The sequence below is a fragment of the Arthrobacter sp. STN4 genome (assembly GCF_024539665.1).
GTDB lineage: Bacteria > Actinomycetota > Actinomycetes > Actinomycetales > Micrococcaceae > Specibacter.
On record NZ_JAKZGX010000047.1, the window covers coordinates 1 to 11914 of the forward strand.

Consider the following 11914-nt stretch of genomic DNA (forward strand, 5'->3'; position numbering starts at 1 on the left):
CTCCCCATCCCCGGCCAAGGCCACATCCCCTCACCACCCCTGCCCCTCACCGTCTGGCGCGCCGTCACCCACAACTACGCCGACAACTGCAACGAAAACCCCCACGGCACCGGCTGCTAAGGCCGTCCAGCCACCGCCGTCCGTGGGAAATTTTGGCTGCAAACGCAAAAAGCGCCCCGGTTCTCAGGAGAACCGGGGCGCTCAAAACCACTAAAAAGCTACGGCGAAACCAGCACCTCGACGCGCTGGAACTCTTTCAGGTCCGAGTAGCCGGTGGTGGCCATTGAGCGGCGCAGCGCACCGATCAGGTTGGAAGCGCCGTCGGCCGTGTGGGCCGGTCCGTGCAGCACTTCTGCCAGCGTGCCCACGGTGCCCATCTTCACGCGGTGTCCGCGAGGCAGTTCCTGGTGGTGCGCCTCGGCACCCCAATGCCATCCCTGGCCTGGCGCCTCTGCCGCCCGGGACAGCGCGGCGCCGAGCATGACGGCGTCGGCACCCATGGCGATTGCCTTGACGATGTCGCCGCTGGAGCCCATGCCGCCGTCGGCGATCACGTGCACGTAGCGGCCGCCGGACTCGTCCATGTAGTCCCGGCGCGCCGCGGCAACGTCGGAAATCGCGCTGGCCATGGGCGAGCGGATGCCCAGGGCGCGGCGGGTGGTGGTGGATGCCCCGCCGCCGAAGCCGACCAGCACGCCGGCGGCACCTGTGCGCATCAGGTGCAGCGCCGGCGTGTAGCCGGCGGCGCCGCCCACAATGACCGGCACGTCAAGTTCGTAAATGAACTGCTTGAGGTTCAGCGGCTCAGTGGATTTCGAGACGTGCTCGGCGGAAACCGTGGTCCCGCGGATCACGAAAATATCGACGCCGGCCGCCACCACGGTCTTGTAAAACTCCTGCGTGCGCCCCGGCGTTAGCGAACCGGCAACAGTAACGCCCGACGCACGGATGTCCGCCAGTCGCTGCGTGATCAGCTCGGGCTGGATCGGCGCGCTATACAGCTGCTGCATGCGCAGCGTGGACTCCGGATCGACAACAGAGCCTTCAAGTTGGGCAATCTCGTCCAGCACCGGCTGCGGGTTCTCGTACCGCGTCCACAGGCCCTCGAGGTCCAGGACGCCCAATCCGCCGAGCTTGCCCAGCGCAATGGCGGTTTCCGGCGACATGACCGAGTCCATGGGCGCGCCGATGACGGGCGTCTCAAACTGGTAGGCGTCGATCTGCCACTTGACGGAAACATCCTTGGGGTCGCGTGTCCTTCGCGACGGGACAATCGCAATGTCATCCAACGAGTAGGCACGACGCCCACGCTTGCCACGGCCGATCTCAATCTCATAAGTCACGTCCCCTAGCCTATCCCAGCCCGGCCCGCCGCCTTCAAAGCCCCCTTCAAAGCCTCCATCCCTTCACCGGTCGTCCGGCCCGACGGCGGCGAACCGTGAGCAGCCGCTGGTGGCACCTCCCCTTCGCACACGGGCGGATGCCGACATGCGCTGGACCTAATCGCATGCACGACTCCAACCAAGACTTCACGAAGGCGGGGCCCAACATGACTGGCGGCATGGTCGGCGCGGCGCCGGAAGAACTCCGTTCACTGGCCACGACCATGGAATCCTCAGGTCACGTTGAAGAACCTGCCCTCAACCCTGGCCACCGTCATCTCCCATGCCCGGTGGAACGGCCCCGACAGTGACAAATTCCGTTCACAATGGGACAGCGCGATGCGCCCGCAGCTGCGTTCCGCGGGGAACTCGCTAGCCAGCTACCCGTCGACCCTGGTGGCCCAGGCGATTGAGCAGGAATAAGCCAGTGCGGCCTCCGGTGCGGGCGTGCCCGGCGCGGGTGGACCGGCTCCTGGCGGCCGCCCCTCCATCTGGGATCCTTTGGTTCCGGGCTGGACCTTGGGCGGGGCCCCGGAGAACCAGCTGGGCCTGAACTTGGCCTCCTGGAACACCGGAGCCGGCCTCACGGCCAGCGCACTGGGCCTCGCCAGCGGGCTCAAGATTTATGAGGCCGGCCCGAAGGGCCTGCTGTCAACCGCACCGAGGTTCATGAGCTGGCTGCGCCGTGCCAAACTTGCCGAAGGCGTGCGGGGCCGGGCCAGCCCCGCACCGTGACTGATGGCGCCTTTCGGCCTCCCCGCCCGCGCTCCGCTCGGCCGGGCCCCTCGGCCGATAGGCTTAGGCGCATGAGCGAATCCGAACTGCGCATGACCGACCACGAACTGCTCGCCCTGCTGTCCATGACGCCCACGGAATCAGCGGCCACCACCATGGAACTGTTCCGGCTGGACCAGCACGCCGGCAATGAACTGCTCCAAAATGCCGGGCTGACCACCCTTTTGGTTCGCGGGCTGGCCGAGGCGCAGGGCGAACGCATCGTCCCCGTCGAACGGTGCGCCGTCGTCGGAACCGTGTTGTCACAGGCCCAGGAATGGCTGGAAATCGCCCTCACGACACCCACCACCGAGCATGTGCTGTTTACGGCCGGTTCGAACGTGGGTGCCGTATTGCTGACCCTGAGCCCGTTCGGCGTGCACGAGATCCAGCCCATCGAATCCGGCCCCGCCATGCTGGCCCTTGGCCTTCACCTGTGCCGCGAATACCTGGCCGGCGCGGCCGAAGGCCTGCCCGCCACGGCCGTCGTCAAGCGTGTCCGCATCGGCCAGGACGCGGTCATCGCCCAGCTGGCCGCAGCCGAATCCGGCGACTGGACCCTGCGTTCCGGCGGCGAATCCGAATTCACCGAAGAAACCGTTGCCTCCGACGCTGCCCTGCAGCGGTTTGAGGCCGCCCTCGGCGGCTGAGCCTGTCCGTCCAGTCGAGGAGGCAGTTGTTGCCCCAAAACCCTTGGGTTTTGGGGCAACAACTGTAAGCCCAAAGCGGCAGGTCCCGTCCGGGACTGGCGCTACTTGGTGAGGTAGTTCGGGGCCTCGACGGTCATCTGGATGTCGTGGGGGTGGGATTCCTTCAGGCCGGCCGCGGTGATGCGGACAAACTTGCCGCGCGCCTTCAGCTCGGGGATGGTGGGTGCACCGACGTAGAACATGGTCTGGCGCAGCCCGCCCACCAGCTGGTAGGCCACGGAGGACAGCGGCCCGCGGTAGGCCACGCGGCCCTCGATGCCCTCGGGGATGAGCTTGTCGTCACCCGAAACGTCCGCCTGGAAGTAGCGGTCCTTGGAGTAGGATGTGTTCTTCCCGCGGGACTGCATGGCGCCCAGCGACCCCATGCCACGGTACGTCTTGTACTGCTTGCCGTTGACAAAAACCAGCTCGCCCGGGGATTCGGCGGTGCCGGCCAGCAGCGAGCCGAGCATGACGGTGTCCGCGCCGGCCACCAGCGCCTTGCCGATGTCGCCGGAGTACTGCAGCCCGCCGTCGGCGATCAGCGGAACGCCCGCGGGAATAGCAGCCTTGGCGGATTCGTAGATGGCGGTGATCTGCGGGACGCCCACGCCTGCCACAACGCGGGTGGTGCAGATGGAACCGGGCCCGACGCCGACCTTGATGCCGTCGGCGCCGGCGTCAATCAACGCCTGGGCACCTTCGCGGGTGGCGGCCTGGCCGCCGATGATTTCCACGTGGGCGGCGGCGGGGTCGGCCTTGAGCTTGGCGATCATTTCCAGCACGCCCTGGCTGTGGCCGTTGGCCGTGTCCACGAACAGGGCGTCCACGCCCGCGTCGACCATCGTCATGGCGCGTTCAAAGCCGTCACCGAAGAAGCCGATGGCAGCGCCGACGCGCAGGCGCCCGCCGTCGTCCTTCGTGGCCATCGGGTACTGCTCGGCCTTGGCAAAGTCCTTCACGGTGATCAGCCCGCGCAGGAAGCCGGAATCGTCCACCAGGGGCAGCTTTTCAATCTTGTTCTGGCCCAGCAGCTTGGACGCGTCCTCGCGGCTGATGCCCACGCGGCCAGTCACCAGCGGCATCGGCGTCATGACTTCACGGACGCGGCGGCTCGGGTACTCGCTGTCCGGGATGAACACGGTGTCGCGGTTGGTGACGATGCCCACGAGGCGGCCGTCGCGGTCGACCACGGGCAGGCCGGAGACGCGGAAGCGGGCGCACAGCTCGTCGAGTTCCTCCAGGGTGGCGTCCGGACCCACCGTGACGGGGTTGGTGATCATGCCGGACTCGCTACGCTTGACCAGGTCCACTTCCTCGGCCTGGCGCTGAATCGAAAGGTTGCGGTGGACCACGCCCAGACCCCCCTGCCGGGCCATGGCGATTGCCATGCGGGACTCCGTCACGGTGTCCATGGCCGCCGAGAGCAACGGTGTTGCCACGGTGATCCGCTTGGAAACGCGCGAGCCCGTGTCTGCCTCGGACGGGATGACGTTCGTGTGGCCGGGAAGGAGGAGGACGTCGTCGTACGTCAGGCCAACAAAGGCGAAGGGATCATGAATTTCAGGCTGGGACACGAAGGCTCCTTGGCGGGGGTAGAACCGGTGGGGTGTGCATCCGATGGCCAGCCCGTGATTACGGGGCTGGTCTGTGCGTTGTTTACAGTGTAAAACGAAACAGTCCACGGCCCTATTCCCCGCCGATGCAGTGGACTGGGGCACACCCGGACTGCCCTGTCCCGGCAGGGTGGGGGACCCCGGCGCGGTCCGGCCCCGGAAACAAAAAATGACACCGTCCCCCGTTTCCGCGCCCGGTGGAACGGGCGCAAAAACGGGGAACGGTGTCAGATGCCGTCAGGCCCGGGTCAGTGGCTGTGGCCGGCTTCCTCGTCCTCGGCCGGCTTGTCCGTCACGAGCACCTCGGTGGTGAGCACCAGGGCCGCGATGGAGGCGGCGTTGCGCAGTGCCGAGCGCGTGACCTTGACCGGGTCAATGACACCGGCGCCGATCAGGTTCTCGTACTCGCCGGTGGCCGCGTTGAAGCCGGAGCCGTCCTCCAGCTCGCCCACCTTGTGCACCACAACGTAGCCGTCGTGGCCGGCATTCTGGGCAATCCAGCGCAGTGGCTGGGCAACAGCCTTGCGGACCAGCTCGATGGCCGTCGCGGCGTCGCCGGTCAGGGCGGCAACCGCAGCGTCATCGTCAAGGGCCTTGGCGGCCTGCACCAGGGCGGAACCGCCACCGGCAACAATGCCTTCTTCCAGGGCCGCACGCGTTGCGGACACGGCGTCCTCAATGCGGTGCTTCTTTTCCTTCAGCTCGACCTCGGTGGCAGCGCCAACCTTGATCACGCCGATGCCGCCGGCCAGCTTGGCCAGCCGTTCCTGGAGCTTTTCCTTGTCCCAGTCGGAGTCGGTGCGCTTGAGCTCGGCGTGCAGCTGGGCCACGCGGTCGGCGACGTCCTGGGACGTGCCGGCACCGTCAACGATGGTGGTGTTGTCCTTGGTGACCGTGATGCGGCGGGCGGTGCCCAGCACTTCCAGGCCAACCTGGTCCAGGGACAGGCCGATCTCCGGGGAGACAACCTGGGCGCCGGTGAGGATCGCGATGTCCTGCAGCATGGCCTTGCGGCGGTCTCCGAAGCCGGGCGCCTTGACGGCCACCACGTTCAGCGTGCCGCGCAGACGGTTGACGATCAGCGTGGACAGGGCCTCGCCGTCCACGTCCTCGGCAATGATGAACAGCGGCTTGCCGGCAGCCAGCGCCTTCTCCAGCAGCGGCAGGAATTCCTGCAGGTTGGAGATCTTGCCCTGGTTGATGAGGATCAGCGCATCTTCCATGACCGCTTCCTGGCGTTCCGCGTCGGTGACGAAGTACGGGGACAGGTAGCCCTTGTCGAACTGCATGCCCTCGGTGAGGACCAGTTCGGTGGAGGTCGTGGAGGACTCCTCGATGGTGATGACACCATCCTTGCCAACCTTGTTGAAGGCCTCGGCGAGCAGGTCGCCGATTTCCTGGCTCTGCGCGGAGATGGCGGCAACCTCTGCCACCTGTCCGCCCTCGACCGGGCGTGCGTTTTCCAGCAGGCGCTTGGCAATGGCTTCAACCGAAACCTGGATGCCGCGCTTGAGCTCGCCCGGGGCCGCGCCCGCGGCTACGTTGCGCAGGCCTTCCTTGACGAGGGCCTGTGCCAGGACGGTGGCCGTGGTGGTGCCGTCGCCGGCAACATCGTTGGTCTTCGTGGCAACTTCCTTGGCCAGCTGTGCGCCAAGGTTCTCGTAGGGGTCTTCCAGCTCCACCTCGCGGGCGATCGTGACGCCGTCGTTGGTGATGGTGGGGGCGCCCCATTTTTTGTCGAGCACCACGTTGCGGCCGCGCGGGCCGAGCGTGACCTTGACGGTGTCGGCCAGCTTGTCGATGCCGGCCTCCAGCGCCTTGCGTGCGCTGTCGTTGAATTCAAGCTGCTTAGCCATGTGTTTGTCCTTTCACGCAAATGCCCCGCACCCAGACCCAATGGATCCAGACAGGCTCGATCCCCGGGGGTCCCGGGTGCGGGGCTTTCACAAAGTGGTTACTTGACGACGATGGCCAGCACGTCGCGGGACGAAAGCACCAGCAGCTCTTCGCCGCCGGTCTTTACTTCGGTTCCACCGTACTTGGAGTAGATGACGACGTCGCCGACGGCAACATCGATCGGAACGCGGTTGCCGTTGTCGTCAACGCGGCCGGGGCCCACTGCCACAACTTCGCCCTCCTGGGGCTTTTCCTTGGCGGTGTCCGGGATGACCAGGCCGGAAGCGGTGGTCAGCTCTGCTTCGAGCTGGCGGACAACAATACGATCCTCAAGAGGCTTAATAGAGACCGACACTCGGACCTCTCCTTCACATGAGTAAATTCTTTGGATGGCTCAAGGACGCCTGGCCCAGGCGGGATACCAACCGTCGTCGCGGTGCCGGTGATGATCCCCAGGCCAAGAGTCCAAGGTGCTGGCACCCTCAGGGTGAGAGTGCTAACCCTGACTCTATTGAATGAGTTAGCACTCGGTCAAGGCGAGTGCCAGCAAACCGTGTAAAAGTACGACGCCGGCAGGCCGGGTTTCGCTGTGGGCGCACCCCGGGCGGGCGCGCCGGCAGGCGCAGGGTGCGGCTGGCGTGCCGCCGGGTCCGCAGGGACTGCCGGCAGTAAACGGCAGGCGGGACTGGTTCGGCGCCTGGTCCACGTTGGTGCTCCGCCGGCTTTCCGGCAGCGGATTCCTCCATTTACAAGTGGACGCCATGCAACGCCCAGGATCATGTTTCCGCGACGGTGTCTGGGCACCCCTCATGGCCGCACTTGTCCGTGCCCCATGGCCGGCGGTGACCACCACCCCGGCCCCGGCGGATACGATCTACCCATGGCCACCGACGCAATTTCACCGCTCCTGACCGCCGACGGCTGGGAACTGCTGTCCTCCCTTGGCCCGTATTCCGACGCCGATGCGCTCACGCTCAACGAGTCGCTGAGGAAGGCCGGACACTCCCCGGGACTCGTCGCCGCAGCGCTCACGCAGTCCCGCCTGCGGGCGAAGGCCGAGCCCAAGTTCGGGGAATTTGCCCGCCAAATGCTCTTCACCCAGACAGGCCTGGAACAGGCCACCCGGCTGGGCATTGCCGCACTCCACGCGCAGCGGTTTACGACGGCGGGGATCACCACCGTGGCCGACCTCGGCTGCGGCATCGGGGCCGACTCGCTGGCCATGGCCAGCCTGGACCTCGCTGTCACGGCCGTGGAAATGGACGAGCTCACCGCCGCCTGCGCCACCGTGAACCTCATGCCGTTTCCGCACGCCACCGTGGTGTGTGCCAAGGCGGAGGACTTTGGGCTGGACGGGATCGACGGCGTCTGGCTGGACCCGGCCCGACGCACCACCAGCACCTCCGGCACCACGCGCCTGTTCGATCCGGAGGCCTTCTCCCCGCCGCTGTCCTTTGTGGAACGGCTGGCCGATTCGGGCAAGGCCGTGGGCGTGAAGATGGGGCCGGGCATTCCCCACGACGCCGTGCCCGCCACGGCGGAAGCCCAGTGGGTCTCGGTCAACGGCGACGTGGTGGAGGCCGGCCTGTACTTCAACGCGTTGGCCCGCCCGGGCGTGCGCCGCGCCGCCCTGGTCATCGGCCCGCACGGCAGCGCAGAGCTGACCAGCGGCACGGCCTTCGACCCGGCAGCGCAGGACGTGGAAACCGGCCCGGTGGCCGGCTACCTTTACGAGCCCGACGGCGCCGTGATCCGAGCCGGGCTCGTGGCGGACCTGGCCGGCACCATCGGCGCCCACCTGCTGGACCCGCACATCGCCTACCTGTGCGCCAGCGAGCCCGTCGAGACACCTTTTGCCCGCGCGTACAAGGTGCTGGAGGTCAGGCCGTTCAACGTCAAGGCGCTCAAAAGCTGGGTGAAGGCCAACCGGATCGGTGTCCTGGACATCAAGAAGCGCGGCGTGTCCGTCACCCCCGAGGAGCTGCGCCGCCATCTGCTGACGGGTTCCGGCAAGGGGCCCAACAAGGCCACGCTGGTCCTGACGCGGATCGGCGAGGAGAGGGTCGCCGTCGTGGTTGAGCCGTTTGGTCCCGTGGACAGCGCGCGCACCCGCTAGCCCACGCCGGACCAACAAACGCTCCCGCGCAACCGGGGCACCAAACCCCAATGCTCCCCCACTTCGCGGAAATGAAGCCCTACACAACTTCCAGGCACTCCGTGTGCCACGGCGGAACTGCGAAAGGGTTGGTGAAAAGGCCCCCGGTTGCAACCGAGGGTCCGGCCAAACAGCCCCGGTTGCAACCGAGCGTTGGGTGGGGGTGCCGGACTTGCGGGCGTGGGCTTGTTCACAATCGGCATCCAGCCCTTGCGCCCGGCCGCCTGAACTACAATCGTAAAGGCAGCCGGCACCCTCGCCGCTTTGCGCACACTTCCACCACATGCCAAAAGGGGGCGCCCGAAGTGAAAATAAATTTCGCACAGTCCGAGCAGTCTACGCTGGGCCTGGAATGGGAAATTGCCTTGGTGGACAAGGAAACGGGCGAACTGGCCGCCCGCGCCAACGAGGTCTTTGCCAACATCGAAGCGGCCCACCCCGGGACGATGGACGGCGGCGAGCACCCCCACATCAAGGGCGAGATGCTCCAAAACACCGTGGAACTGGTCACCGGCGTCAGCCACACCGTTGCCGAGGGCTGCGAGGACCTGCGCGGAAACCTGAACGTCCTGCGCGATGCGGCGGCGCCGCTGGGGCTGGAACTGCTCAGCGCCGGCACCCACCCGTTCAGCAACCCGCGCAAGCAGCCGGTCACCGACAAGGAACGCTACGCCAAGCTCGTGGACCGCACCCAGTGGTGGGGCAGCCAGATGCTCATTTACGGCGTACACGTCCACGTCGGCCTGGACCATGTCTCCAAGGCCATGCCCGTGCTGGACGGGCTGGTCAACTACTTCCCGCACTTCCAGGCGCTCTCGGCGTCGTCCCCGTTCTGGAACGGCGAGGACACCGGCTACGCCTCGCAGCGGGCCCTGATGTTCCAGCAGCTGCCCACCGCCGGGCTGCCGTTCCAGTTCCCGGACTGGGCGGCCTACGAATCCTATGTCCAGGACATGTTCACCACCGGGGTCATTGACGCGGCCAATGAAATCCGCTGGGACATCCGCCCCGTGGCGGGCCTGGGCACCATCGAGATGCGCATCTGCGACGGCATGTCCACCCTGGCCGAAATCGGCTCCATCGCGGCACTCACGCAGTGCCTCGTGCATGATTTCTCCACCACCCTGGACGACGGCGGCACCATCCCCACCATGCCGCCCTGGCACGTGCAGGAGAACAAGTGGCGCGCCGCCCGCTACGGCCTGGAGGCCATCATCATCCTCGACGCCGCCGGCCGCGAACAGCTCGTCACCGAACACACCGTGGAATTGCTGAACAAGCTGGAGCCCGTGGCTGCACGCCTGGGCTGCGCCAAGGAACTTGCCGGCGTCGAGGACATCATCGCCCGCGGGGCCAGCTACCAGCGCCAGCGCCGCGTCGCCGAGGCGCACCGGGGCGACCTGCGCGCCGTCGTGCGTGAACTCGTGGCGGAGATGGCCGGGAACTAGTCCCCACCGGGGCCCACCCGCCGGGCCTCAGCCGGCCGGCAGCACCACCAGCTCGAGGTAGTCGCGCAGGCACCCCGCCATGTCGACGCGCTCGGGCGCCATCAGCCACTGGGTCTGGATCCCGTCCCACAGGGCGATCAGGCTCGCGGCGGCGCGTTCAGGGTCGACGCCGGGGCGCAGCCGCCCTTCGTCTGCGAGCGCGGAAAACGCGCGCAGGTAGCTGGCGCGCAGCTTTTCGTAGCGCCCGGTGAAGTATTCCAGCCCGGGATGGTTGTCCGTGATGGACTCGGCACACAGCACCGTGTAGAGCTCGATGACGCCGGGCACCGTCTCATTGAAGCGCGCCTGGCGGACCACGGCGTCCACCAGCGTCTCCTCCGGGTCCCGGGGCTGCCCGTCGCCGGTGATTGAGTCGCGCCAGTGCAGAACGGCCAGCAGCAGCTCGCTTTTGGAGCGGAAGTAGTGCAGCAGGCTGGTCTGGCTCATTCCCACCTTGTCCGCCACATCCTGCAGGGACCCGCCGCGGTAGCCGTGCGCGGCAAACACCTCGTGGGCGGCCTGGACAATGCTCTCCCGCCGCTGCCTGGACTTCGCATAGGGGCCGCGCTTGGCCGGGCGGGCCGCCATTGGGGTGCTCATGGCATGTCAGCTTAGCCCACGCGGCGGTTCCCCCACGTCAAATTCGAGTAACTACTCGAAATTTATGGTAGTTTTTCCCCAATCCCCCCGAAAAGGATGCGCGGACACCGGCCCGAAGGCCGAAAGGCCCGAAACATGCCACTGCCGGCCCGTGCACCCACATGACGAAGTGAGGTGCCACGACGATGAAGCAGGCAACACGACGGCAGCTGTTGCGGGCCGGTTTGGGAACTGCCGCACTGGGCCTGTTGTCGGGCTGTGCCACGCCCGGAACAACATCCATCAATGCCGCGCCCGCCATTCCCGCAGCAGGCGGCACGGTGACCATTGAATATTGGTCCTGGCTCAAGGACCTCCAGCCCGTGGCGGACCTGTGGAACGCGGCCAACCCGCGCATCCAGGTCAAGACCGTGTGGATCCCCAGCGGCAACAGCGGCGGCTACCCCAAGCTGTACTCCGCCCTGGCGGCCGGCGGCGGGCCGGACCTGGCCCAGGTCGAGTTCGGCGTCATCCCGTCCTTCATGATGGTCAACGGCCTGGTGGACCTTAACCGCTACGGGGCCGGCGACTTTGCCTCCCGGTATGACAAGACGTTGTGGAACCAGGTCAGCTACGCCAACGGCGTCTACGGCATCCCCCAGGACTCCGGCCCCATGGCCTTGTTCTACCAGCCTGCCGTCCTGGACAAGGTGGGCGCCACGGCGCCGGCAACGTGGGAGGAATGGGCCGCCGTCGCCGCCGAGCTGCGCAAGGCCAAGAGCTACCTGGACTGCTTCCCGCTGGGCGACGCAAGCTTCTTCACCTCCCTGGCCCAGCAGGCCGGGGCCCGGTGGTTCCGCGCAGACCAGGACGGCTGGGTCATCAACATGACCGACGACGCCACGTTGTCCGTGGCCCGGTTCTTTGACGCCGCCATTGACAAGGACCTGGTCCAGACCGGTTTTGGCGCCTACTCCCCCGGCTGGTTCGCGGCCGCGGGCAGCGGCGGCATCGCCTCCCTCACCTCGGCCAGCTGGGCGGATGCACTCATTGAAGGCATCAGCGGCGGCAAGGGCAAGTGGAAGGTCGCCAGGATGCCCACCTGGGGCGCCTCCGGATACGGCTCCAGCTACCTCGGCGGCTCCACGGCGGCCGTGCTCGCCAACAGCAGGCACCCCCGCGAGGCCCTCGAGTTCGCCGTGTGGCTGACTGTCCTGTCTCAATTTAGTTGGCCATGTTGACGTGGGAAGAGGCCAGATAAATTGAGACGGATGGGGTAGGAACTGTCTCAATTTTGTTGGCCATTCCGTATGGAACGTTCCGCCTCCTTGTCCCA

At 66.8% G+C, this 11914-nt stretch carries 11 protein-coding genes; 6 read left to right on the forward strand and 5 right to left on the reverse strand.

Features of this window, described 5'->3' with window-relative positions:
* Window positions 1-218 precede the first annotated feature (218 nt).
* Window positions 219-1343, reverse strand: coding sequence for a GuaB3 family IMP dehydrogenase-related protein (locus MMF96_RS18775; protein WP_176615179.1), 1125 nt, complete (start codon window positions 1341-1343; stop codon window positions 219-221).
* 282 nt (window positions 1344-1625) lie between these two features.
* Here MMF96_RS18775 and MMF96_RS18780 point away from each other — a divergent pair, with 282 nt between their 5' ends.
* The 3 genes from MMF96_RS18780 (at window position 1626) to MMF96_RS18790 (ending at window position 2806) form a co-directional block, all read left to right on the forward strand.
* Complete coding sequence (locus tag MMF96_RS18780; protein WP_256884406.1) at window positions 1626-1805, forward strand: hypothetical protein; 180 nt, start codon at window positions 1626-1628, stop codon at window positions 1803-1805.
* 24 nt (window positions 1806-1829) lie between these two features.
* Entirely contained in the window at window positions 1830-2117 is a 288-nt protein-coding gene (locus MMF96_RS18785) for a hypothetical protein (protein WP_256884407.1), read from the forward strand.
* Between the two features lie 71 nt (window positions 2118-2188).
* On the forward strand, window positions 2189-2806 hold the full coding sequence (locus tag MMF96_RS18790) for a hypothetical protein (protein ID WP_176615177.1): 618 nt from the start codon (window positions 2189-2191) through the stop codon (window positions 2804-2806).
* Between the two features lie 101 nt (window positions 2807-2907).
* Here MMF96_RS18790 and guaB read toward each other — a convergent pair whose 3' ends face one another.
* From guaB to groES, 3 genes are all read right to left on the reverse strand, one after another.
* Complete coding sequence (gene guaB / locus MMF96_RS18795; protein WP_256884408.1) at window positions 2908-4422, reverse strand: IMP dehydrogenase; 1515 nt, start codon at window positions 4420-4422, stop codon at window positions 2908-2910.
* A 287-nt stretch (window positions 4423-4709) separates the two neighbouring features.
* Window positions 4710-6317 carry a chaperonin GroEL gene (gene groL, locus MMF96_RS18800; RefSeq protein ID WP_256884409.1) on the reverse strand — a complete coding sequence of 536 codons (1608 nt, stop codon included), beginning with the start codon at window positions 6315-6317 and terminating at the stop codon, window positions 4710-4712.
* 98 nt (window positions 6318-6415) lie between these two features.
* Window positions 6416-6712, reverse strand: coding sequence for a co-chaperone GroES (gene groES / locus MMF96_RS18805; RefSeq protein ID WP_176615174.1), 297 nt, complete (start codon window positions 6710-6712; stop codon window positions 6416-6418).
* 525 nt (window positions 6713-7237) lie between these two features.
* Between groES and MMF96_RS18810 the strand changes: the two genes are divergently transcribed.
* Both MMF96_RS18810 and MMF96_RS18815 read left to right on the forward strand, forming a co-directional pair.
* Window positions 7238-8473, forward strand: a complete 1236-nt coding sequence (locus MMF96_RS18810) for a class I SAM-dependent methyltransferase (RefSeq protein ID WP_256884410.1) — start codon at window positions 7238-7240, stop codon at window positions 8471-8473.
* A gap of 344 nt (window positions 8474-8817) precedes the next feature.
* Window positions 8818-9960 carry a glutamate--cysteine ligase gene (locus MMF96_RS18815; RefSeq protein WP_256884411.1) on the forward strand — a complete coding sequence of 381 codons (1143 nt, stop codon included), beginning with the start codon at window positions 8818-8820 and terminating at the stop codon, window positions 9958-9960.
* Between the two features lie 27 nt (window positions 9961-9987).
* Here MMF96_RS18815 and MMF96_RS18820 read toward each other — a convergent pair whose 3' ends face one another.
* Complete coding sequence (locus MMF96_RS18820) at window positions 9988-10599, reverse strand: TetR/AcrR family transcriptional regulator (protein ID WP_176615171.1); 612 nt, start codon at window positions 10597-10599, stop codon at window positions 9988-9990.
* 185 nt (window positions 10600-10784) lie between these two features.
* On the opposite strand from MMF96_RS18820, the gene MMF96_RS18825 reads away from it, so the two are divergent.
* Window positions 10785-11819: an ABC transporter substrate-binding protein gene (locus MMF96_RS18825; protein ID WP_256884412.1), complete on the forward strand. Its 1035-nt coding sequence runs from the start codon at window positions 10785-10787 to the stop codon at window positions 11817-11819.
* Window positions 11820-11914 lie beyond the last annotated feature (95 nt).